Genomic DNA, 18747 nt, shown 5'->3' with positions numbered 1-18747 from the left:
CACACCACATCGAACCAACTCTGTCTGACGCAGAGCTGGCGCGACCGCAAAGCGGCCGTGGCACCCTCCCGCAGTGGGCGCCCAGGTATCACTCGGTTCTGCGCAAGAGGACAGCTCTCGGAGCTCCCACAGGTACGGGTACGGCCGCCCCGAGGCGGTGTGCCCTCGCAGACGGGGGCGCTCTACCAGGCAGCGGAAAGGCCAGGCCGTGACATCCGCGGTCACGACCGACACGTCCGCCCGCCCCGGCTACGGACAGCTCCTGCGCACACCCGGCGCCCTCGGTTTCCTGCTCCCCGGCTTCGCCGCCCGGCAGCCCTTCGCGATGCTGACGATCGGCATCGTGCTGCTCGTCCAGCACACCACCGGCTCCTACGGGGACGCGGGCATCGTCGCCGCCGTCACCGGTGTCTCCATGGCACTGTTCGCCCCGCAGATGGGCAAGCTCGCCGACCGCTTCGGCCAGAGCGCCGTCCTGCTCCCCGGGGTCCTCGCGCACACCGCCGCGGTCAGCGCCCTGACCGCGCTCGCCCTGCTCGGCGCCCCGCTGTGGGCGCTCGCGCTGGCAGCCGTCCCCGCCGGCGCCTCCGTCCCGCAGATCGGTCCCATGGTCCGGGCCCGCTGGGCGGCCAAGCTCGAAGGCTCGCCGCTGCTGCCGACGGCCGCCGCCTTCGAGTCGGTCACCGACGAGTTCACCTTCGTCGTCGGCCCGGTGCTCGCCACCGCGCTGTGCGCCGGGGTCCACCCGGCGGCCGGTCTGATCGCCGAGGCGGCGCTGACCCTCGTCGGCGGTCTCTTCTTCGCCGCGCAGCGCGGCTCCCAGCCCAAGCCCGTCCCGCGTCTCGCGGACGGCGCCAAGCACGCCTCCGCGCTCTCCTCCCCCGGGCTGCGCGTCCTGATCGTCGCCTTCGTCGGCATCGGCGCCGTCTTCGGCGGCATGCAGGTCTCGCTGGCCGCCTTCTCGAACGAGATCGGCAACCCGGGCGCCAACGGCCTGCTCTACGGGATCTTCGCGGCGGGCAACATGATCGCGGGCATCGTCTGCGGCGCCATCGCCTGGAAGGTCAGCCCGCGCCGCCGCCTGGTCCTCGGGTACGTCGGCCTCACCGCCGCCGCGTCCGTGCTGTGGGCGGCGGACTCCGCGGCCCTGCTCGGCGCGCTGGGCCTGGTCGTGGGTCTGTGCATCGCACCCGCGCTGATCACCGGTTACACGATGGTCGAGCAGCTGATCCCGTCCACCGCCCGCACCGAGGCGTTCACCTGGCTCACCGGTGCGGTCGCCTTCGGCCAGGCCGGCGCCGTGACCGTGGCCGGGCGCCTGACGGACGCGCACGGTTCCTCGTACGGCTTCCTGGTGCCCATGGCGGCCACCGCGCTGGCGCTCGTGACCCTGCTGGCGCTGCGCGCGAAGCTGGCCACGCAGGCCGGGACCCGGGTCGTCGGCTCGTCCGGTCCGGCGGCCGGTCCGGCGGCCGGTCCGGCGGCCGGACCGGCGCCTGCTTCCGCGTCCCAGGGTGGGGCGGACGGTGCTGCTGAGGCTGCTGGGAACCAAGGGGACGAGCGTGGTCTGGGTCACCGGATGCCGGTGACGGTGGACTGATCCGCCGGAATACGTCACCATGGAGCGTCGTTAGCACTCATTGAGTCAGAGTGCCAGGAGGAAATTCGTGCCGACCTACCAGTACCAGTGCACCGAGTGCGGTGAGGGCCTTGAGGCCGTGCAGAAGTTCACCGATGACGCGCTGACCGTGTGCCCGAACTGCAGCGGACGCCTGAAGAAGGTGTTCTCCGCCGTCGGCATCGTCTTCAAGGGCTCCGGTTTCTACCGGAACGACAGCCGCGGATCTTCGTCGAGCAGCACGCCCGCCTCGAAGCCGGCGTCGTCCACGCCGTCGACGGCTGCCGCTCCGGCCGCGTCCTCGTCGTCGTCCACCGCGTCTTCGGGCGCCTCGGCGTCGAGCAGCGGCTCCACCTCGGCTGCCTGACCGTTCACGTTCCACGTGAGGCCCTGCCGTCCGCAAGGACGCCGGGGCCTCACGCATGCCCGGCGCCGGGCGCGTGGCCTGCGGGGGCGGGCCGGGGGGCGGGGGCCCGGGGGCCCCGGGGGGGGCGTCCCTTGTGTCCCGGGCGTCCCACGAGGGCTCTGTGGCCCCGCCGAGGGCCCGGTTAGGCTGTGGCCCATGGTGAACGCAGAGATCGGTGTCATCGGCGGTTCGGGCTTCTACTCCTTCCTGGAGGACGTCTCCGAGGTCCAGGTGGAAACCCCGTACGGGCCCCCGAGCGACTCCCTGTACCTGGGTGAGCTGGCGGGCCGCCGGGTGGCCTTCCTGCCCCGGCACGGGCGCGGCCACACCGTCCCCCCGCACCGGATCAACTACCGGGCCAACCTGTGGGCCCTGCGCTCGGTCGGCGTCCGCCAGGTGCTGGGCCCGTGCGCGGTCGGCGGACTGCGCGCCGAGTACGGACCGGGCACCCTGCTCGTCCCCGACCAGCTGGTGGACCGTACGAAGTCCCGCGCACAGACCTTCTTCGACGGAGAGCCGCTTCCCGGGGGTACCTCCCAGGCCGGAGGCTCTGGGGGCGGCAGCGTTCCGAACGTCGTGCACACCACCTTCGCCGACCCGTACTGCCCGGTGGGGCGCGAGGTGACGCTCGCGGCGGCCCGGGGGCGCCGGTGGGAGCCGGTGGACGGCGGCACCATGGTGGTCATCGAGGGGCCGCGCTTCTCCACGCGCGCCGAGTCGCGCTGGCACGCGGCGGCCGGCTGGTCGGTGGTCGGCATGACCGGGCACCCGGAGGCGGTCCTCGCGCGCGAGCTGGGGCTCTGCTACACCTCGGTGGCGCTGGTCACGGACCTGGACGCGGGCGCGGAGACCGGTGAGGGCGTCTCCCACACCGAGGTCCTGAAGGTGTTCGGCGAGAACGTCTCCCGGCTGCGCGAGGTGCTCTTCGACGCGGTGGCCGCCCTGCCTCCCACCGAGTCCCGTTCCTGCCTGTGCACGCACGCCCACGACGGCTGGGACCTGGGGATCGAGCTGCCGTAGGGCTGCTCCGGGGCTCGGCCGGGCGGCCGGGGCTCGGCCGGGGCTCGTGATCGGGCCCGGGTGGGGGGCGTGTCACCCCTGTGGGTGGCGGAGTTGTCCACAAGCAGGGGATCGTCCACAGGCGCGGGCAGGGAGCGGCGCGAGGCCGGATCGTGAGGGGTGTCCGGGCGCCGGGTCCGGACCTCGCAGCTCACACAGCCTGGTGGTGGTCGTCATGTCCAAGGCGTCTCGCAACGTTCCCCCGCTCACTCCTCCCGCCGTCCCTTCCTCTCCCTTCACCCCTTCCACTCCTTCCGTCCCTTTCTCTCCTTCCGCCCCTTCGGTCCGGTCGGCTTCCCCGTGTCCCGCCGCGCACACGGTTCCGTCGTTCCCGCCGCTGCGCGTCGGGCGGGGCGGGGACCGTCTGCGCCGGGCCGTGCGGCGCAGGCGGCGGGCGGGGGCGGCCGGGCTCGCCGTCGTCGCGGCGGCGCTGGCCGTGGGCGGGGCGGAGGCCCGCGCCTCCCGGAGCCCCGCGCCGCCGAAGGCGGAGCCGCCGCCCGCGGTGGTGCGGATGGTGTCGGCGCCGGTCCGCATCGCGGACGCGGCGACGGTCCGGCTGCTGCGGAGCGGGGACCGGGTGGACGTGGTCGCGGCGGAGCGCGCCGGACCGCCCCGGGTGGTGGCCGCGGGGGCCCGGGTCGCCTCCGTGCCGGCCGCCGAGGCGGGAGCCGGGGAGGGAGCCGGGGAGGGCGGGGCGCTGGTGGTCCTGTCCGTTCCCCGGGAGACCGCGCGGGCCCTCGTGGGGGCCGGTGCCGTGGCACGGCTGGCGGTGACGCTGTGTTGATTCGCACACATGCGCGGTCAAGTCACCTTGAGGAGGGCGCCGATTGGACACGCCGTGCAGGGACTGCCGTAGCTTTCGGAACCGTTGGCTCCGTGTTCGGCAGATGTGAAGAAAGGCTCAGTGGTGAGCGAAAAGAAGAAGGAGAGCGTCCTGGCGGGCTTCAAAGCCTTCCTGATGCGCGGCAACGTGGTCGACCTGGCGGTCGCCGTGGTCATCGGCGCCGCATTCACGAACATCGTGAACGCGGTGGTGAAGGGGGTCATCGGCCCTCTGGTGGGAGCCATCGGGACGAAGAACCTGGATGCCTACACCTCGTGTCTGAAGGGCCCCTGCGGCGTCGACGCGAAGGGGGAGCCCATCGGCATCAACATCATGTGGGGCACCGTTCTGAACGCGGCGCTCACCTTCCTGATCACCGCCGCCGTCGTCTACTTCCTGATGGTCCTGCCCATGTCGAAGTACCTGGCCACGATGGAGGCCCGGCGCAAGGCGAAGGAAGGCGTCCAGGAGACCATGGAGATCAGCGAGCTGGAGGTCCTCAAGGAGATCCGGGACGCGCTGGTCGCCCAGCGGGGCGGTGGTTCCGGTCCGGCGGGTGGACAGGCCCCGGGCCGCGACACCACGCTCTGACCGGAGGCCCGGCCCGGGGGATGTTCCGCGGGCTGTTCCGGGGGCCCGCTCAGATGTGGTGCGGCGGCTTCTCGTCGAGGAAGCGGGCCAGATCGGCGGCGCTCCCGCCGGAGGGCTGCCGCTCGCCCCACCCACGGTCGGTGTCGTCCGAGGACTGCTGGTCCAGCGGGTCGCCGAAGTCCAGCGTGGGCTTGGGCTTCGGGGACTGCGGGCCGGGTGCGGGGGCGGTGCTCATGCCTCCAGGGTACGGCCGCCCCCGCACCCCCGGCCGGGCGGCGGCCCGGGCCCGGCGGCCCCGGGCGGATCAGACGGCGGTCAGCCCCTGGGCGGCGAAGACCGCTTTCGCCGCCGCGACCTGTCCGGCGGTGGGGGACGGGGTGTCGTGGAGGGTGAACCTCATGTCCAGGGCGTCCCATTTGCTCTCCCCCAGCTTGTGGAAGGGCAGGACGTCGACCCGGGAGACGTTCCCGAGACCCCCGGCGAAGGCGGCGACGCCCTCGATGTTCTCCCGGGCGTCCGTCAGCCCCGGCACCAGCACGAACCGCAGGTGGACCTCCTTGCCGAGGGCGGCGAGGCGGCGGGCGAAGTCGAGCGTCGGCTCCAGCGGGCGCCCGGTCACCTTCCGGTACGTCTCGCGGTCCCAGGACTTGATGTCCAGCAGCACCAGGTCCACATCGCGCAGGAGCGCGTCGGTGGCCCGCGCGCCGAGGAAACCCGAGGTGTCCAGGGCGGTGTGCAGACCGAGCTCGTGCTTCATCCGGTGCAGCAGCTCGCCCGCGAAGACGGGCTGGAGCAGCGGTTCGCCGCCCGAGACGGTGGCGCCGCCGCCGGAGGCGGAGATGAAACGGGTGTACTTGCGGGCCTCGGCGATGACGTCGTCCGCCGAGGTGCGCCGCCCGTTGCGCATCCGCATGGTGTCGGGGTTGTGGCAGTACAGACAGGCCAGTGGACAGCCCGCCAGGAAGGTCACGAAGCGGGTGCCCGGACCGTCGACCCCGGTCGACAGGTCCCAGGAGTGCACCGAGCCCTCGCTGGGCCGCTGGGTGGCGGCGGCGGCCGGGGTCTGCCCGGTACTGGCCGCCGCGTCGACGCACGGGACGGCGGGGCCGACGGCGCCCGGGTCGTCGGCGGGGCCGACGGGGATGGTCGTACCGAAGAGAACGGTCATGGCAGGTGCTCCAGGGTCTGCGGAAGAAACAGTCCGCCGGCTGGTGGGAAGCGCGGCGCCGGGGCCGGGGCGAGGGCCCGGCCCCGGGGCCGCGCGGCCTGTGGGGCCTGTGGGGCCTGTGGGGCCGTTACAGCGAACCGTGGAAGGTGCGGTTCAGGACGTCGAGCTGCTGGGCCCGCGTCAGCCGGACGAAGTTCACCGCGTAGCCGCTGACGCGGATGGTCAGCTGCGGGTAGTTCTCCGGGTGCTCCATGGCGTCCATGAGCGTGTCGCGGTTGAGTACGTTCACGTTCATGTGGAAGCCGTCGCTGGCCATGTAGCCGTCGAGGACGCCCGCCAGGTTCTTGATCCGCTCCTCGGGGGTGCGGCCCAGGCCGTCGGGGGTGACGGTGTTGGTCAGCGAGATGCCGTCCTCGGCGTCCTCGTAGGGGAGCTTCGCGACCGACAGCGCCGAGGTGACGTAGCCGTGGGTGTCGCGGCCGTTCATCGGGTTGGCGCCCGGGGAGAACGGCTCGCCCGCGCGGCGGCCGTCCGGCGTGTTGCCGGTCTTCTTGCCGTAGACGACGTTCGAGGTGATCGTCAGCACCGACTGGGTGTGCTCGGCGCCCCGGTACGTCTCGTGCTTGCGGACCTTCTTCATGAACTCCTCGACCAGCCACACGGCGATCTCGTCGACCCGGTCGTCGTTGTTGCCGTACGCCGGGTAGTCGCCCTCCACGCGGTAGTCGGTGGCGAGGCCGGTCCCGTCGCGCACGGCGGTGACCTCGGCGTGCTTGATGGCGGACAGCGAGTCGGCGGCGACCGAGAGGCCGGCGATGCCGCAGGCCATGGTGCGGCGCACGTCGCGGTCGTGGAGCGCCATCTCGATGCGCTCGTAGGCGTACCGGTCGTGCATGTAGTGGATGACGTTCAGGGCGTGGACGTAGACCTCGGCGAGCCACTCCATCTGCTCGTCGAACTTGGCCAGGACCTCGTCGTAGTCGAGCACCTCGGCGGTGACCGCGCCGGTGGAGGGGCCGACCTGGTCGCCGGACTTCTCGTCCCGGCCGCCGTTGATCGCGTAGAGCAGGGTCTTGGCGAGGTTCACCCGGGCGCCGAAGAACTGCATCTGCTTGCCGACCGGCATCGCCGAGACGCAGCACGCGATGGCGGTGTCGTCGCCGAAGCGCGGGCGCATCAGCTCGTCGGACTCGTACTGGACCGAGGAGGTGTCGATGGAGACGCGGGCGCAGAACTCCTTGAAGCCCTGGGGCAGGCCCGGCGACCAGAAGACCGTCATGTTCGGCTCGGGGGCCGGGCCGAGGTTGTAGAGGGTCTGGAGGTAGCGGAAGGAGGTCTTGGTGACCAATGGGCGGCCGTCCTCGCCCATGCCCGCGATCGACTCGGTGACCCAGGTCGGGTCCCCGGAGAAGAGCTCGTCGTACTCGGGGGTGCGCAGGAAGCGGACGATCCGGAGCTTGATGATGAAGTCGTCGACCAGCTCCTGGGCCTGCTCCTCGGTGAGGAGCCCGGCCTCGATGTCCCGCTGGAGGTAGACGTCGACGAAGGTGGAGGTGCGGCCCAGCGACATCGCGGCGCCGTTCTGCTCCTTCACCGCCGCGAGGTAGGCGAAGTACAGCCACTGGACGGCCTCGCGGCCGGTGGTGGCGGGGCCGGAGATGTCGTAGCCGTAGGAGGCGGCCATCGCCTTGAGTTCGGCCAGCGCCCGGATCTGCTCGGAGAGTTCCTCGCGCAGCCGGATCGTCTCCTCCAGCGGACGTCCGCCCGCGGGAAGGGCGTTGATCCCCTCCTTCTCGGCCTTCTTGACGCGCACGAGGTGGTCGACGCCGTAGAGGGCCACACGGCGGTAGTCGCCGATGATGCGCCCGCGCCCGTAGGCGTCCGGCAGACCGGTCACGATGCCGGCCTTGCGGGCGGCGCGGATCTCGGGCGTGTAGGCGTCGAAGACACCGGCGTTGTGGGTCTTGCGGTACTCCGTGAAGACCTTCTCCAGCTCCTCGGAGACCGGGTAGCCGTAGGTCTCCAGGGCGCCCGCGACCATGCGCCAGCCGCCGTAGGGCATGATCGCGCGCTTGAGCGGGGCGTCCGTCTGGAGGCCGACGATCAGGTCCTTGTCGCGGTCGATGTAGCCGGGGGCGTGCGCGGTGATCGAGGACGGGATGTCGTACGAGACGTCGTGGACACCCTTCTCGCGCTCCTCCGGGAACTTGTCCGTGATCACCTTCCACACCGCGCTGGTGCGTTCGGTGGGGCCGGCGAGGAAGGAGTCGTCACCCTCGTACGGCGTGTAGTTCTGCTGGATGAAGTCGCGGACGTCGACGGCGTCACGCCACAGACCGCCCTTGAAGCCTTCCCAGGCCCCGCCGTTCTTCGTGGTCTCCGCAGGGGTGGCAGTCATCGCCCGCACCTTCTTCAGTCGCCTCGTTGCTTGCCCCCATTCCACGCCATTTGATCGATCATTTGCCGCCGCGTTGGTCCCGAGCTGGGGCCCGAAGGTCCTGCGATCTTCACCTCCCGGGCGACCACACCATGCCCGACCTGCTCTTTTGGTGGGGCCGAAGGTCCATCGCGCGCTTGTGAAAGCTTTCACAAGTTTCTGCCGCACCGGGCCGCACCGGGCCAGGCCCCGTACCGGGCGGGGACGGGGACGGCGGCGGGGGAGGCGGCGGCGGCGGGACGAGTCCGGGTGGGGCACACGGGCGGGGTGCGCCGCGCGTCCGGACCGCCGGTGGGTGGTTCCTCTGCTCTGCTGACCGCTATGGCCTACTCCCCCATGACCGCCCGCAGCCCGGACGAGGCGCACCGGGCCTCGACCCCGCTGGAGCTCTTCTTCGACCTCTGCTTCGTCGTCGCGGTCGCGCAGGCCGGTGCCCGGCTGGTGCACTCGCTGGCCGAGGGCCATCCCCTCACCGGCGTCATCGGCTACTTCTTCGTCTTCTTCGGTGTGTGGTGGGCCTGGATGAACTTCACCTGGTTCGCCTCCGCCTACGACTGCGACGACGTGCCGTACCGGATCGCGACCCTCGTCCAGATCTCCGGCGTGCTCGTCTACGCGGCGGGCGTGGACCGGGCGTTCGACGAGAACGACTGGACGGTGGCCGTCATCGGCTACCTGATCATGCGGGTCGCGCTGACCTCCCAGTGGCTGCGGGCCGCCGCCGGGGAGAGCGGCGCGGCGCGGGTCGCCGCGCTCCGGTACGCGGCGGGCCTGGTGGTCTGCCAGGCCGGCTGGGTGGCCCTGCTGTTCGTCCCGGACACCGCCAAGCACTGGCTGTTCCTGGTCGTGGTCGCGGCGGAACTGCTGGTCCCGCTGTTCGCCGAGCACGGCCACCAGACGCCCTGGCACGCCCACCACATCGTCGAGCGGTACGGCCTGTTCACCATCATCGTGCTCGGCGAGACCATCGCCGGGAGCACGGTCGCGGTCAAGTCGGCGCTCGACGAGCACGACGCCCTGGGCGAGCTGCTGCCGATCGCCGGGGGCGGGCTGCTGATCGTCTTCGCCGCCTGGTGGATCTACTTCGCCGTACCGGCGCACGAGCGGCTGACCTCCAACCGCGAGGCGATCCCCTGGGGCTACGGCCACCTGGTGATCTTCGCCTCGGGTGCGGCGATCGGCGCGGGCATCGAGGTCGCCGTCGAGCACGCGACCGGTCAGGCGCACATCTCGCAGGTGGCCGCCAACGCCGCCGTCGTGGTCCCGTCCGCGCTCTTCCTGCTGATGGTGTGGCTGCTGCACTCCCGGCACTTCAAGAGCGGCCTCGCCCAGCAGCTGGTGCTGCCGCTGTCCGCCGCCGCGATCCTGGCCTGCGCGTGGACGGGGAGCCACGCCGTGCTGTACGCGGGCCTGGTCGCGACGGTCACGGTCGCGGTCGGCCTGACCCTGGCGGAACGGACCGCCCCGCCCGGCCCCACCCCCGCCCCCGCCTCGGCATGAGCACCCGCCCGCACCCACCTGCACCCACCTGCACCCACCTGCACCCACCTGCACCCACCTGCACCCACCCGTACCGCCTGTACCAACCCGTACCGCCTGTATCCGTCCGCACCCGCCCGTATCCGTCACTCCCGCGCCGCCCCGGCGTTCTCCAGCACGGAGCACCCGGCGGCACGCGTCCCCCACGGACCACAGCAGGAAGAGGCACAGCCATGACACTCCCGGTACAGCGGTACGGCGAGGGCGCCCCGGCGGGCGAGGACGGGGACGCGGGCGGGGGCCCGGGCGGGGAACTGGCCGATCCCGGGTTCTGGCAGCAGCCGCCCGCCGCCCGGCTGGCCGCCTTCGCCCGGCTGCGGGCCCTGGACGCCCCGGTGTTCGTGCCCGAGGGGCCGGGGCGCGGGCACTGGGCCCTCGTCCGTCACGCGGACGTGCAGGAGGCGAGCCGGCTCCCGAAGGTGTTCGCGAGCGCGCCCGGGGTGACCACGCCCGAGCCGGCCCGCTGGGTGCGGGCGCTGTTCGGGGACTCGATGGTCAACCTGGACGGCCCCGACCACGCCCGGCTGCGCAAGATCGTGCAGCGGGCGTTCACCCCCAGGCTGCTGGCCGCCGCCGAGGCGGACATCCACGCGGTGGCCGCCCGGATCGTGGACGAGGTCCTGGCCGCGCGGCCCGACGAGTTCGTGTCGGCCGTCGCCTCACGGCTGCCCCTGGAGGTCATCTGCAACATGATGGGCATCCCCGAGCGCTACCGGGCGGAGATCGCCGACCGCGTCAACCACGCTTCCGAGAACATCGGCGTGGAACGGGGCCTGACCTCCCGGCTGCGGATGCCGGGGCGTGGGCTGCGGGCGCTGGCACGGATGCAGCGGATGGTGGCGGGCATCGGGCGCGAGCGGCGCGAGAACCCCGGCGACGACCTGATCTCGGCGCTGGTCCGCGCCGATGCCGACGGGCAGGCGCTGGGCGCCCGCCAGCTCGGCGCGTTCTTCTCGCTGCTGATGGTGGCGGGTGTGGAGACGACCCGTAACGCGATCACGCACGGGCTGGCCCTGCTGACCGACCACCCCGGCCAGCGGGAGCTGCTGGTCTCGGACTTCGAGCGGTACGCGGACGGGGCGGTGGACGAGATCATCCGCCACTCGACGCCCATCATCCAGTTCCGCCGGACGGTGGCGGCCGGGTACACCCTGAACGGGCACCTGCTGCGGCCGGGCGACAAGGTGGTGCTGTACTACGCCTCCGCCAACCGCGACGAGGCGGTCTTCACCGACCCCGACGCCTTCGACATCACCCGCTCCCCCAACCCCCACCTGGGGTTCGGCGGCGGCGGTCCGCACTACTGCCTGGGCGCGCATCTGGCCCGGGTGGAGATGAAGGCGCTCTTCCGGGAGCTGCTGGGCCGGCCCGTCGGGCTGCGCGCGGTGGGCCTGCCGGATCTGGCCGGCTCCAGCTTCGACAACCGGGTCCGCTCGCTGCGGTTCGCCTTCGACCGCCGCCCGTAGCCGCCCGTAGCCGCCCGCCGGGAAGGGGCCGGACGGGAAGGGGCCGCGAGGGAGGGGGGAGGTCCGGCCACCGGGCGGGCTGGGGGCCCGGCGGCCGGGGCGAGGGGGGCGCCCGGCAGGGCCGGGCCGCACGCGGCCGGACCGGCTCCGGCCCGGCCGGGTCCGCTCCGGCCGGGTCCGCTCCGGTCCTGGCCGAAGGGGGCTACTACTTCTGCAGGCGCCGGACTTCGAGGACGCAGTGCGCGCTGTCGGTCAGGACCGCCTCGGCGCCCGCGAACTCCTTGAGGGCGTCGGCGTCGACCGGCTTCCCCGGGACGGCCTCGGGCCAGGCGCGCGTGGCGAAGAGGAAGTACGCCTGACCGCTCTCGTCGGCCGCGTCGACCCACTCGGGCGGCGCGGTGCACCGCGCGTTCATCCCGGGCAGGGTGAGGGCGATCTGGTCGCCCTCCAGCAGGATCTGGACCGGGAAACCGGCCGGGTTGCGGGTGCCGTCCATGACGACGTCCCCGATGCGCAGGCCGATCTCCTTCATCAGCCCGCGGGCGGCCTCCTCACCGGCCTCACGGCCCTGCGGCCCGTCGCCGAGGGTGTAGGCCAGGAGGTACGGGATGTCGTGCCCTTCGGAGGGGTCGCCGATCCAGGCGAGCACTGCGAGGGTGCCGAGCAGGGACCGGTCGGTCTCGGCTTGAGTAGAAGTCATGCGCGCACCTTAGTCGCCTCCTCCCCGGCCCTTTCACGGCCTTTCACCCGCGCGGGTCATACCGTCCAGAAACCCTCTCCAGAATTCGACCTCATGTTCGTGTCCTGGTATTGGAGCCGCACCGTGCGCACGTTGTCCGGGATTTCGAACACCACCCATCCCTCGGCCCGCTCACCGACCGCGAGGGAATCGAAGACGAGCGGTTTGCCCGTCGTCAGTTCCCCGGTGGACACCGCCGGATGACGCTGTCCGGCGCTGTCGTACGCCCACATGCGTCCGAGCTGCCCGTACGAGGCCCCGCCCACGTTGACGAACGACATCGAGGCGGCCACCCAGCGCTTGCCCGCGGGCGGGGCGTGGTTCTTGTCCACGCTGATCGCGGGGTCGACGTACGCGTCCAGCACGGCCTGGAGGTGGCGGCCGACCTGCCGCCCCTGGACCCGTACGGAGCCCCCCACATGGGCGTCCCCGGCTCCGGCGCGCACCGGGTCCCCGATGGCGCCCGGGGCGCCGTCGTCCACCGGGGCGGCGGGCGCGGCGGCGGTGACCGGCGCGGCCGCCTCGGTGCCGGCGCCCGCGCAGGCGGTGGCACCGAACAGGAGCAGTGGAAGGAGGGCGAGGGCGAGCACGGGGGCCGGGACGGAGACAGGAAAAGCGACGGGGGCAGGGAAAAGGGTGGGGGCGGGGGCGGGGGGCTGGCGCATGCGAATCCCTTCGGGGACGAATTTCGGCCAGTCTCACGCGCCCGGGCGGGAAATTGCGCACACCGACACGAGTGTGCGGAGCGCGTTGCCGTCCGACTGCCAGCACAATGCGTTCCGGCGGAATCCCGCCCCCGTATCCACCCGGAGGAACCATGCGCATTCACGGCGCCCGCACGGCCCTGGCAGCACTCTCCGCACTGGCCGCAGTGACGCTCTCCACCGCCCCGGCCGGTGCCACCGTATTCGAGCAGGGGATTTCCGTACATCCGTACGCCCATATCTCCGCGGACGGAAAAGTCACCCTTTCCGGCACCTACCACTGCACGCTCCCGTCACCCGCGGGGACGACGATGCAGATCTCGGCGGCGGTCGTGCAGGGCCGGACCCGGGTCGCGTTCAGCGGCGGGTCGGCGGTGTGCGACGGCGCCGAGCACACCTGGCGCGCCGGCGGGTCGCTGCGCTACGCCCCGGACGTCCGGCAGGGCAGGGCGCGGGCCGAGGCGCGTCTCCAGGAGATCCGCTTCTCCGGTCTGCTGCCGAGTTCCGTCGACACGGTCGCGCAGGACGGCCGGGAGATCGTCCTGCCCGCGCGCCGCTGACACCCCGCCAGTACCGGCCCCGCCCCGGCCCCCGGTCTCCACCGGTGGGCCGGGGTGCAGGGGTGCAGGGGAGGGGTCAGGCGTCTGGGGTCAGGGGCACTCGGGTGCGGCGCCCGTCATCGATATGAACGCGACCGTCCGGCACCCGGTTTCCGCCTCCGGGCGGTCCGTCGTCCCGTCCAGGACCGCCGACACCCCGGCGGCCAGCAGGAGCAGTACGAGCGCGCCCGCCGCGGCGCTCCTGCCCGGTCCGCGCGCGGACCGGTCCGTTCCCACACCGTCCGTCTCCATGGACCGCATCATCACCCCGTCCCGCGCACCCCACAACCCGGGTGACCGCGCGACAGGAACCGGGTCACCCCGCGTCGCGGGGGTCGCCTCCGGTGTCGAACTCGCACCACACCGCCTTGCCGTCGCCCCGGGACTCCACTCCCCAGTGCGTGGCCAGCGCGTCCACCAGGAGCAGGCCGCGGCCCGTGGTGGCCGCTTCGCCCGGACTGCGCCGGCGCGGCCACACGCTGGAACGGTCCTTGACCCACAGTCGGATGCGCCGGACCGGCTCGGGCAGCACCTCCATGGTCAGCACCGCTCCGCCGTCGGTGTGCAGCAGGGCGTTGACCAGCAGCTCCCCGGCCGCGAGTTCGATGTCGTCGGCGAGTTGGGGCATGCCCCAGTCGCGCAGGGCCTGGCGCAGGGCGTAACGGGCCTCGGAGAGGCCCTCCGGGTCGGCCTGGTGGACGTACTGGTGGATGCGCGGGGCCCGGTGGGTGCCCGGGTCGGGGGCGCGGCGCAGGACCAGCAGGGCCACGTCGTCGCCGGAGCCCCAGCGTTCCCAGAGCCGGTCGGAGAGGTGGTCGGCGAGGGCCCCGGCCTCCTGCGGGCCGCCGCGGACCGCGAGGGCGAGCGCCTCCATGCCCTGGGTGATGTCCGTCCCGGGCTCCTCCACCAGGCCGTCGGTGCAGAGCACGAGGGTCTCGCCGGGGACCAGGTCGAGCCGGGTCTCGGGGAACTCCTCCTGGGCGAAGGCGGTGGCCAGGCCCAGCGGCAGGCCGCCGCGGACGTTGGGCCAGCCGGTCCGGCCGTCCGTGTGCCGGATCAGCGGTCCCAGGTGGCCGGCGCGGACGGCGCGGACCCCGCCCGTCTCCAGGTCCACCTGCGCGTACAGGCAGGTGGCGAAGCGTTCGGTGTCCAGTTCGGCGAGGAAGCGGGAGGCGCGGGCCAGGACGGTGGACGGCGCGTGGCCCTCCCCGGCGTAGGCGCGCAGGGCGATCCGCAGCTGTCCCATGATGGCCGCGGCGTGCGTGTCGTGGCCCTGGACGTCGCCGACGACGAGGCCGACGCGGTCGCGGGGCAGGGAGATCACGTCGTACCAGTCGCCGCCGACCTCCCGGCCGCTCCAGGCGGCGTGGTAGCGGACGGCGATCTCCCCGCCGGTGATCTCGGGGATGCGGCGGGGCAGCATGGCGGCCTGGAGCCCGGTGGCGAACTCCCGTTCCTGGTCGAAGAGGAGCGCCCGCTGGAGCGACTGGGCCACGATGGCGGCCAGCCCCAGGCAGAGGTTGCGTTCCTCCGGGCTGAACTCGCTGCGCCGGCGGTAGAAGAGGACCAGTCCGCCGATGGCCTTGGCCTGGGCGATCAGCGGCAGGTAGGCGGCGGCGTCGTAGCGGATGTGGTGCAGGTAGCGGCCGAGGAGCGGGAACTCCCCGGTGAGGTCGGTGAGGGAGGTGACGAAGCGCGCCCGCCCGGTGAGCACCGCCTGGGACAGGGGCAGGGAGCCGTCCAGCCGGACGAGGCCGCGTTCGCCGAGGACCTCCAGCGACTCCCCGCTCAGGGCGATCATCTTGACGGCGCCGCCCTCGGCGAGGGCCAGGGCCAGCCCGTCCGCGCCGAGGCGTTCGAGTGCTCCCGCGCCGGTCAGCGCGGCCGTGACGTCATCGACCGTCACCGCCCGGGACAGGGCTTCGGTGGTGCGCTGGACGATGGTGGTCTGCTGGGAGCGGGCCGCCTCCAGCTTGCGCAGCAAGGTGGCCTGGGCGAGTTCGGCCGTCGCGTCCCGGACGATCCCGACGATCCGCCGGGCCCGGCCGCCGGGGTCCCGCAGCACCCGGCCCTGGGTGTGGGTCCACTGGTCGCGGCCGTCGGGGCGGCGCACGGTGAAGTAGGAGCCGTAGGTCTCCCCGTCGCCGTCGAGGAGCGCGGTGACGGTCTCGGTCAGGCGGCGCCGGTCCTCGTCCGGGATGTGCAGTCCGAGTCCTTCGGGGGTGCCGTCGAACTCGCCCGGTTCCAGGCCGCAGACGCTCATCCCGGGCTCGTCGAGCGCCAGGGTGCCCGCGCCCAGGTCCCATTCGAAGGTGCCCATGCCGTTGAGCGCGAGCCGCTCCCCGGGGCCGGTGACGGGCCCCGGGCGGTCCTGCCCGGACCCGTCACGTCCCTGCCCGGACCCGTCGCGCTCCGCCGCTGCCACGTGACACACCACCTAACGGCCGGGCCAGTACGGCTGGGAGACCAGCCGTTCCCACTCCTCGTCAGGATGGCCCGGGAGGGTGCGCCCGGCCTCCTGCCACCGCTTGACCAGGGAGAGGTAGATCGTGGACCGGTCGGCGGGGGAGGCCGCCGGGGGCGGGGCGTACGGGGAACCGTACGGGGGCGGGGACCCGTAGGACGGCGGGGCGGCGGCGGACGGCGGGGAGCCGTACGGGGTGTCGTACGGAGATCCGTACGGTGACGGGGCGCCGGGCCCGGCGGTCCTGGTCCTGCCGGGCGTCTCCGCGCGACTGGCCGGAATACGCACCCAGCCCCGGCCCTGTCCTCGCTCCGCACTCATCGCGGACCCCTCTCACCGCAGTCTCACCGCAGGTACGTCCTCGGGTGCCCGGCGGCGGCCCGGTCGGGCCGGGCACCACCGGCGGGACCCGGCAGCGCGCCCCGGGCGCCGAGGCGCTTGCGGACTCCTGCGACCAGTCTCCCCGCCGTGAAGCCCGCACCGTGCACGAATCGCATGGAAGGGCCGAATGAGGGAGCCGTCAGCAGCCCCGCGAAGAACAGGCCGGGCCACGAGGACTCGAAGCCCGCGCTCAGCTCCGGCGTCCGGCTCTCCCCCACCGTCACCAGGGCGGCCCGCAGCCCCGCGTCGAGCAGCTCCAGCCGGTCCAGGTCCGGGGTGAACCCGGTCGCCGCGATGACGTGCGAGGTGTCCAGGACGACGGACTCCCCGGCCGGGGTGGTCAGTCCGAGCCGGGTCCGCTCCCCCACCGCCACCGCCCGGTGCAGCCGGTGCCCGAGGAGGACGGGGACGCGCCCCTCGAAGCGGTCGCGCAGCCACCAGGCCCCGGCCGGGCCCAGCGCCGTCGCCGCGATCCGCTGCCGGGTCCGCGCGGGCAGCAGCCGCACCGCCCGGGGCAGTTCCGACCAGGCCCAGCTGCGCCAGCCGGTGCCGAGCCCGCTGTGCGGGGCGCGCAGGGCGCTCAGCGGGGTCCGGTCCAGGGGCTGCGGGACGGTGTTCCAGTTCAGCCGGGAGCGCCGGGCCACCAGACACGGCCGGGCCCCCCGCTCGGCCAGCAGCGCGGCGGTCTCCAGGGCGGCCTGCCCGGCCCCGAGCACGGCGACGTCCCGGCCGGCGAAGCGGGCCAGGTCCCGGTGGCCGCTGCTGTGGGAGAAGTGGCCGGGCGGGAGGTCGCGCAGCGGCGCCGGGTGGTTGACGAACGGCATCACGCCGACGGCGAGGACGACCGTGCGCGCGAGCAGCGGCGGCCCCTGCGCGGTGCGCACACGGAAGCCGCCGCCCTGCGGGGTCACCTCCGTGACGGTCACCTCCTCCACCTCGGGCACGGCCCGGCGGGCGAACCACATCCCGTACTCGCCGAACGTGCCGACCGGCAGCGGAGTGCCGTGTTCCGCGACGATCGCGCGCGTGGCGCAGTAATCGGCCAGGGTGTGCCGTCCGCCCGGCGCGCACAGGTTGGAGGACCAGGGCTCCGATTTCAGGTACATGCCGTCGGGCATGTGGTCGCGCCAGGAGGCCATGGGCCGCCCCAGCACCCGTACGCCGAGCCCCGCGCCCGCCGCGTGCGCGGCGACCGACAGCCCGTACGGGCCCGCGCCGATCACCACGAGATCGTCCGTCCGCGTCACAGCCGTCCCTCCGCATCCCTCGACAACACACCGGCCGGGCCCGCCACCGGGCCGGGGCCGCTCAACGGGCCACCAGTTCGTCGGGTTCCGCCGGTTCCGCCGGGGCCGTGGCGGGCCCGGAGCGGTCGCGTCCGCGCTGGCGCGGGGCGCGGGCCACCGCGCGGGCGGTGCGCCGCCCGTGGGCCGGGACCCCGCGCAGGACGCGGACCCCCTTGTCGGCGCCGCGCCCGAGGAAGGCGGCCAGCATCGCCAGGAACGGCCTCGGGTCGTCGGCGGCGAACCAGGCCGTCTCGGCCTTCGCGCGCCGCGCCCGAACCGGCGGCGGCCCGGACCGGCCGCCCGCGCCGCGCGCACCGCCCGCGCCGCGCCCGCCGCCCACGTCCGGGGCCGGGTCCACGCCCACGCCCACGCCCACGCCCCCGGCCGGGGCCCGTACGGTCCGGCGCGGCAGCGACCGGCCCCGCACCGCCGCCAGCAGCGCGTAGTTCTCGGCGACGAAGACCCGGCCCGGCCCGCCCCGCTGCTCCGGGACCCGCTGCCCCGTCAGGTCCAGGTACAGCGCCTGGACGACGTCCAGCCCGCCCGCGTCGGTGAAGAGCCGGAACTGCGCCCCCGGGCGCGGGTTGAAGTCCACCAGCCGGAAGCGGCCGCGCTCGTCGCGGCGGAAGTCCAGGTCCAGGATGCCCTCGTAGCCCAGCCGCTCGGCGAGCCGCAGCCCGGCCTCCTCCACCGCCGGGTCGGGCAGCCAGCGGCCCACCGCCGTCAGGCCCGTGCGCACCGGCCACGACAGCTCCTTGCGGCCCGATCCGGCGAGCAGCGGCCGGCCGCCCCGGGTGAAGGCGCCGTGGAAGAACCAGTCGGTGTCCGGGCCCGCCGGCAGGAACCGCTGGAGCAGCAGGCGGCTCCCCGCCTCGGCGGAGCGCTCGTACAGCCGCCGGGCCTCGGCGGTGGTGTGCACCAGGGTGGTGCTGCGCAGCCCGGCCCCCGAAGGCAGCAGCCAGGGGCGGCTCCACTTGGCGACCACCGGCAGCCCCAGCCGCCACGCGGCCTCGGCGGCCTCGGCGCCGCTCGACGGGATCACCGTCTCCGGATGCGGGATCTGCCACCGCGCGCACAGCCGCGACAGCTCCGCCTTGTCGGCCACCCGGGCCGGGAGGTCGCCGGGCTGATGGGGAATCCGGAAACGGTCCGTCAGCTCCGGCGCGGCCCGGGAGACGGCGATGGCGCTCAGGTCGTCCATCGCGAAGAGCACGGCGGGACGCCCGATCCGCTCCGACACGCCGGCCAGGCACTCCAGCAGCGCGCCGGGCGCCCGGGGGTCCAACTCGCCGGAGGGACCAGGGTGGACGGCACGCAGGTACCGCGATCGCCCCATGGGGCCTCCCCCGGCCTCGACGACGGCATGGACCTCCACGCCTCTGCGGCCAAGGGATCTGACGGCGCCGAGGGTTCCGTGGTGGAACGGATTCCGGTCGAGTCTGAGCAGAACGGCGGGCACATGGTGGG

18 protein-coding genes are annotated in these 18747 nt (G+C 73.7%); 8 read left to right on the top strand and 10 right to left on the bottom strand.

From position 1 onward, the window contains the following. The first annotated feature begins 208 nt into the window (after positions 1–208). The 5 genes from ACIA5F_RS25680 (at position 209) to mscL (ending at position 4497) form a co-directional block, all read left to right on the top strand. The gene (locus ACIA5F_RS25680; RefSeq protein ID WP_399356848.1) at positions 209–1600 is read left to right on the top strand and encodes an MFS transporter; all 1392 of its coding nucleotides are present in this window, start codon (positions 209–211) and stop codon (positions 1598–1600) included. A 67-nt stretch (positions 1601–1667) separates the two neighbouring features. Further along, entirely contained in the window at positions 1668–1985 is a 318-nt protein-coding gene (locus ACIA5F_RS25675) for an FmdB family zinc ribbon protein (protein WP_399356846.1), read from the top strand. Positions 1986–2180: 195 nt separating this feature from the next. Then, positions 2181–3044 (top strand): S-methyl-5'-thioadenosine phosphorylase, encoded by an 864-nt coding sequence (locus ACIA5F_RS25670; RefSeq protein WP_399356844.1) that lies wholly within the window; start codon positions 2181–2183, stop codon positions 3042–3044. Between the two features lie 214 nt (positions 3045–3258). After that, positions 3259–3867 carry a hypothetical protein gene (locus ACIA5F_RS25665; RefSeq protein WP_399356842.1) on the top strand — a complete coding sequence of 203 codons (609 nt, stop codon included), beginning with the start codon at positions 3259–3261 and terminating at the stop codon, positions 3865–3867. 120 nt (positions 3868–3987) lie between these two features. After that, positions 3988–4497, top strand: coding sequence for a large conductance mechanosensitive channel protein MscL (gene mscL / locus ACIA5F_RS25660; protein WP_399356840.1), 510 nt, complete (start codon positions 3988–3990; stop codon positions 4495–4497). A gap of 49 nt (positions 4498–4546) precedes the next feature. Here mscL and ACIA5F_RS25655 read toward each other — a convergent pair whose 3' ends face one another. The 3 genes from ACIA5F_RS25655 to pflB all read right to left on the bottom strand — a co-directional run bounded on the left by ACIA5F_RS25655 (position 4547) and on the right by pflB (position 8063). After that, the gene (locus ACIA5F_RS25655; protein ID WP_399356838.1) at positions 4547–4732 is read right to left on the bottom strand and encodes a hypothetical protein; all 186 of its coding nucleotides are present in this window, start codon (positions 4730–4732) and stop codon (positions 4547–4549) included. 69 nt (positions 4733–4801) lie between these two features. Further along, positions 4802–5665 (bottom strand): pyruvate formate-lyase-activating protein, encoded by an 864-nt coding sequence (pflA, locus tag ACIA5F_RS25650; protein ID WP_399356836.1) that lies wholly within the window; start codon positions 5663–5665, stop codon positions 4802–4804. A gap of 127 nt (positions 5666–5792) precedes the next feature. Then, entirely contained in the window at positions 5793–8063 is a 2271-nt protein-coding gene (pflB, locus tag ACIA5F_RS25645; protein ID WP_399356834.1) for a formate C-acetyltransferase, read from the bottom strand. A 360-nt stretch (positions 8064–8423) separates the two neighbouring features. Between pflB and ACIA5F_RS25640 the strand changes: the two genes are divergently transcribed. Both ACIA5F_RS25640 and ACIA5F_RS25635 read left to right on the top strand, forming a co-directional pair. Beyond that, complete coding sequence (locus tag ACIA5F_RS25640; RefSeq protein ID WP_399356832.1) at positions 8424–9602, top strand: low temperature requirement protein A; 1179 nt, start codon at positions 8424–8426, stop codon at positions 9600–9602. 212 nt (positions 9603–9814) lie between these two features. Continuing rightward, a complete protein-coding gene (locus tag ACIA5F_RS25635) occupies positions 9815–11107 on the top strand; it encodes a cytochrome P450 (RefSeq protein WP_399356830.1) in 1293 nt (430 codons plus the stop codon). A gap of 205 nt (positions 11108–11312) precedes the next feature. Here the strand turns inward: ACIA5F_RS25635 and ACIA5F_RS25630 are convergent, their stop codons facing one another. After that, positions 11313–11807 (bottom strand): DUF5949 family protein, encoded by a 495-nt coding sequence (locus tag ACIA5F_RS25630; protein ID WP_399356827.1) that lies wholly within the window; start codon positions 11805–11807, stop codon positions 11313–11315. Positions 11808–11863: 56 nt separating this feature from the next. Next, positions 11864–12511: a DUF4352 domain-containing protein gene (locus tag ACIA5F_RS25625; protein ID WP_399356825.1), complete on the bottom strand. Its 648-nt coding sequence runs from the start codon at positions 12509–12511 to the stop codon at positions 11864–11866. Positions 12512–12663: 152 nt separating this feature from the next. Between ACIA5F_RS25625 and ACIA5F_RS25620 the strand changes: the two genes are divergently transcribed. After that, positions 12664–13110 carry a DUF6299 family protein gene (locus ACIA5F_RS25620; RefSeq protein ID WP_399356823.1) on the top strand — a complete coding sequence of 149 codons (447 nt, stop codon included), beginning with the start codon at positions 12664–12666 and terminating at the stop codon, positions 13108–13110. 90 nt (positions 13111–13200) lie between these two features. Here the strand turns inward: ACIA5F_RS25620 and ACIA5F_RS25615 are convergent, their stop codons facing one another. The 5 genes from ACIA5F_RS25615 to ACIA5F_RS25595 all read right to left on the bottom strand — a co-directional run bounded on the left by ACIA5F_RS25615 (position 13201) and on the right by ACIA5F_RS25595 (position 18616). Then, a complete protein-coding gene (locus ACIA5F_RS25615) occupies positions 13201–13401 on the bottom strand; it encodes a hypothetical protein (protein WP_399356821.1) in 201 nt (66 codons plus the stop codon). A gap of 64 nt (positions 13402–13465) precedes the next feature. Further along, positions 13466–15574, bottom strand: a complete 2109-nt coding sequence (locus ACIA5F_RS25610; protein WP_399356819.1) for a SpoIIE family protein phosphatase — start codon at positions 15572–15574, stop codon at positions 13466–13468. A gap of 12 nt (positions 15575–15586) precedes the next feature. After that, positions 15587–15934 (bottom strand): hypothetical protein, encoded by a 348-nt coding sequence (locus ACIA5F_RS25605; RefSeq protein ID WP_399356817.1) that lies wholly within the window; start codon positions 15932–15934, stop codon positions 15587–15589. A 23-nt stretch (positions 15935–15957) separates the two neighbouring features. After that, positions 15958–17241, bottom strand: coding sequence for an NAD(P)-binding domain-containing protein (locus ACIA5F_RS25600; protein WP_399356815.1), 1284 nt, complete (start codon positions 17239–17241; stop codon positions 15958–15960). 61 nt (positions 17242–17302) lie between these two features. Next, entirely contained in the window at positions 17303–18616 is a 1314-nt protein-coding gene (locus ACIA5F_RS25595; protein WP_399356813.1) for an ATP-grasp domain-containing protein, read from the bottom strand. Positions 18617–18747 lie beyond the last annotated feature (131 nt).

The sequence above is a fragment of the Streptomyces sp. NPDC051567 genome (assembly GCF_044454165.1).
Classification (GTDB): Bacteria; Actinomycetota; Actinomycetes; order Streptomycetales; family Streptomycetaceae; genus Streptomyces.
This window is presented reverse-complemented; position numbering and strand designations above follow the sequence as displayed.

What these genes read in the sequence shown, in the direction of transcription:
- ACIA5F_RS25670 (WP_399356844.1), top strand. Translation starts at nt 2,181, where the DNA reads ATGGTGAACGCAGAGATCGGTGTCATCGGCGGTTCGGGCTTCTACTCC.
- ACIA5F_RS25665 (WP_399356842.1), top strand. Translation starts at nt 3,259, where the DNA reads ATGTCCAAGGCGTCTCGCAACGTTCCCCCGCTCACTCCTCCCGCCGTC.
- ACIA5F_RS25655 (WP_399356838.1), bottom strand. Translation starts at nt 4,732, where the DNA reads ATGAGCACCGCCCCCGCACCCGGCCCGCAGTCCCCGAAGCCCAAGCCC.
- pflA (WP_399356836.1), bottom strand. Translation starts at nt 5,665, where the DNA reads ATGACCGTTCTCTTCGGTACGACCATCCCCGTCGGCCCCGCCGACGAC.
- pflB (WP_399356834.1), bottom strand. Translation starts at nt 8,063, where the DNA reads ATGACTGCCACCCCTGCGGAGACCACGAAGAACGGCGGGGCCTGGGAA.
- ACIA5F_RS25640 (WP_399356832.1), top strand. Translation starts at nt 8,424, where the DNA reads ATGGCCTACTCCCCCATGACCGCCCGCAGCCCGGACGAGGCGCACCGG.
- ACIA5F_RS25635 (WP_399356830.1), top strand. Translation starts at nt 9,815, where the DNA reads ATGACACTCCCGGTACAGCGGTACGGCGAGGGCGCCCCGGCGGGCGAG.
- ACIA5F_RS25630 (WP_399356827.1), bottom strand. Translation starts at nt 11,807, where the DNA reads ATGACTTCTACTCAAGCCGAGACCGACCGGTCCCTGCTCGGCACCCTC.
- ACIA5F_RS25625 (WP_399356825.1), bottom strand. Translation starts at nt 12,511, where the DNA reads ATGCGCCAGCCCCCCGCCCCCGCCCCCACCCTTTTCCCTGCCCCCGTC.
- ACIA5F_RS25620 (WP_399356823.1), top strand. Translation starts at nt 12,664, where the DNA reads ATGCGCATTCACGGCGCCCGCACGGCCCTGGCAGCACTCTCCGCACTG.
- ACIA5F_RS25615 (WP_399356821.1), bottom strand. Translation starts at nt 13,401, where the DNA reads ATGGAGACGGACGGTGTGGGAACGGACCGGTCCGCGCGCGGACCGGGC.
- ACIA5F_RS25605 (WP_399356817.1), bottom strand. Translation starts at nt 15,934, where the DNA reads ATGAGTGCGGAGCGAGGACAGGGCCGGGGCTGGGTGCGTATTCCGGCC.
- ACIA5F_RS25595 (WP_399356813.1), bottom strand. Translation starts at nt 18,616, where the DNA reads ATGGGGCGATCGCGGTACCTGCGTGCCGTCCACCCTGGTCCCTCCGGC.